The sequence below is a fragment of the Howardella ureilytica genome (assembly GCF_054657495.1).
This window is the reverse complement of record NZ_BAAHYP010000023.1, coordinates 1-2969: the sequence shown is the minus strand read 5'-3', so window position 1 is coordinate 2969 and position 2969 is coordinate 1. Positions and strand designations below refer to the sequence as shown.

Here is a 2969-nt window from a genome sequence, read left to right as displayed (position 1 = left end):
CTATGATTGTTCCTTGAAAACTGCATATGATAAGAAAGACATCAATGCTTGGTGACGAGACTACGCTAGGTTGAGTCATCAAGGATAAAATAGAACGCAAAGCCGAAAGGTTTTGCGGGGAAGTTTTATAAAAGGTCAAGTAAACAAGAGCACAAGGTGGATGCCTAAGCACCGGAAGCCGATGAAGGACGTGACAAGCTGCGAAAAGCTGCGGGGAGGAGCAAATATCCGTTAATCCGCAGATATCCGAATGGGGGAACCCACTTAAGAGAACCTTAAGTACTGTATACTGAATCCATAGGTATACAGGGGGAACGAGGCGAACTGAAACATCTAAGTAGCTTCAGGAAGAGAAAGAAACATCGATTTCCTAAGTAGCGGCGAGCGAACGGGAAAGAGCCCAAACCATGCATGTAAGTGTATGGGGTTAGGACTGCCATAAGGCAAGATCAAGGATAGATGAATTGTATGGAAAGACAAACGATAGGCGTGAGAGTCGCGTAATCGAAATCCGAGAGAAGCCGGCAGTATCCAGAGTAGTACGGGACACGAGGAATCCCGTATGAACGAGCGGAGACCACTCCGTAAGGCTAAATACTAACCGGTGACTGATAGAGTAATAGTACTGTGAAGGAAAGGTGAAAAGGACCCCGGGAGGGGAGTGAAAGAGAACCTGAAACCTTGTGTTTACAAACTGTGGAAGCACGTTAAAGTGCGACTGCGTACTTTTTGTAGAACGGTCCGGCGAGTTACGCATACAGGTAGGTTAAGGGCTAAGAGGTCCGGAGCCGAAGTGAAAGCGAGCGTTAAAAGCGCGAAGATCTGTATGTGTAGACCCGAAACCGGGTGATCTACCCATGAGCAGTGTGAAGTTGCTGTAAGAGGCAATGGAGGCGCGAACACACATCTGTTGAAAAAGGTGGTGATGACTTGTGGGTAGGGGAGAAATTCCAATCGAACTCGGAGATAGCTGGTTCTCCTCGAAATAGCTTTAGGGCTAGCCTTTCTTTAGTCTACTGCAGGTAGAGCACTGAATTTCCTAGGGGGCGTCAAAGTTTGCCGAAGAATATCAAACTCCGAATGGCAGTTAGATGATGAGAAGGAGTCAGACCATATGAGATAAGTCGGATGGTCAAAAGGGAAAGAGCCCAGATCTGCAGCTAAGGTCCCAAAGGTAGTGTTAAGTGTGAAAGGATGTGTGACTTCATAGACAGCTAGGATGTTGGCTCAGAAGCAGCCATACATTGAAAGAGTGCGTAACAGCTCACTAGTCGAGAGGTGATGCGCCGAAAATACACGGGGCTAAAACACTACACCGAAGCTCAGGGATTCGTAAGAATCGGTAGAGGAGCGTTGTTAGTTCGTAGAAGCTGTACTGATAAAGAGCAGTGGAGGGCTAAGAAGAGAGAATGCCGGAATGAGTAGCGAGACTGAAGTGAGAATCTTCAGGACCGAATATCCAAGGTTTCCAGGGTAAAGCTTGTCTTCCCTGGGTTAGTCGGGGCCTAAGGCGAGGTCGAAAGACGTAGTCGATGGACAGCAGGTTGATATTCCTGCACTACTGTATATCAGAACTGTGAGGACGCGGTTTAAAGAGGTGAGTCAAGTGAAGGAACTTGATTGTTTGTAGAGGTCCGGTTAGGGGCAAACACCTTAACGGAAGGATAGGGATACAAACGATAGGGAAAAACAGAAGTACCGAAAGAGCTGAATAAACTGCCAAGAAAAGTCACTATAGTGTATGCAGTACCCGTACCGCAAACCGACACAGGTGGATGAGGAGAGAATCCTAAGGTCGACGGGAGAAGTATTGTTAAGGAACTCGGCAAAAATGCCCCGTAACTTCGGGAGAAGGGGTGCTGATGGATACATCAGCCGCAGTGAATAGGCCCAAGCAACTGTTTAGCAAAAACACAGGTCTATGCGAAACCGAGAGGTGAAGTATATGGGCTGACGCCTGCCCGGTGCTGGAAGGTTAAGAGGAGAGGTTAGCGCAAGCGAAGCTTTGAATCCAAGCCCCAGTAAACGGCGGCCGTAACTATAACGGTCCTAAGGTAGCGAAATTCCTTGTCGGGTAAGTTCCGACCCGCACGAAAGGCGTAATGATTTGGGCACTGTCTCGACAATACACCCGGTGAAATTGAAATGCCAGTGAAGATGCTGGCGACCTGCGCCAGGACGGAAAGACCCCATGGAGCTTTACTCTAGCTTGGCACTGGAGATTGATATGACATGTACAGGATAGGTGGGAGACTGAGAAGTATGGACGTCAGTTTATACGGAGTCGCTGTTGGGATACCACCCTTGTTATATTGATTTTCTAACCTACACTCATGAAACTGGGTGGGGGACAATGCCTGGTGGGGAGTTTGACTGGGGCGGTCGCCTCCGAAAGGGTATCGGAGGCGCTCAAAGGTTCCCTCAGAATGGACGGAAACCATTCGAAGAGTGCAAAGGCAGAAGGGAGCTTAACTGCGAGGGTGACGGCCCGAGCAGATAGGAAACTAGGACTTAGTGATCCGGTGGTAAGAAAGTGGGATTGCCATCGCTCAACGGATAAAAGCTACCCTGGGGATAACAGGCTTATCACTCCCAAGAGTTCACATCGACGGAGTGGTTTGGCACCTCGATGTCGGCTCATCGCATCCTGGGGCTGTAGCAGGTCCCAAGGGTTGGGCTGTTCGCCCATTAAAGCGGTACGCGAGCTGGGTTCAGAACGTCGTGAGACAGTTCGGTCCCTATCCGGCGTGGGCGTGGGATAATTGAAGGGAGCCGTCCCTAGTACGAGAGGACCGGGATGTACGGACCACTGGTGTATCGGTTGTACTGCCAAGTGCATAGCCGAGTAGCCAAGTCCGGAAAGGATAAACGCTGAAAGCATCTAAGCGTGAAGCCCCCCCTAAGATGAGTTATCCAATACGTTAAGTAGAGAGATTCCTTGTAGACTACGAGGTAGATAGGACAGAGGT

At 49.3% G+C, this 2969-nt stretch carries 1 rRNA gene; it reads left to right on the top strand.

Going from position 1 to position 2969, the window contains the following annotated elements:
• Positions 1 to 133: 133 nt before the first annotated feature.
• Positions 134 to 2969 (top strand): 23S ribosomal RNA (locus ACYQ1N_RS07535); the annotation flags it as partial.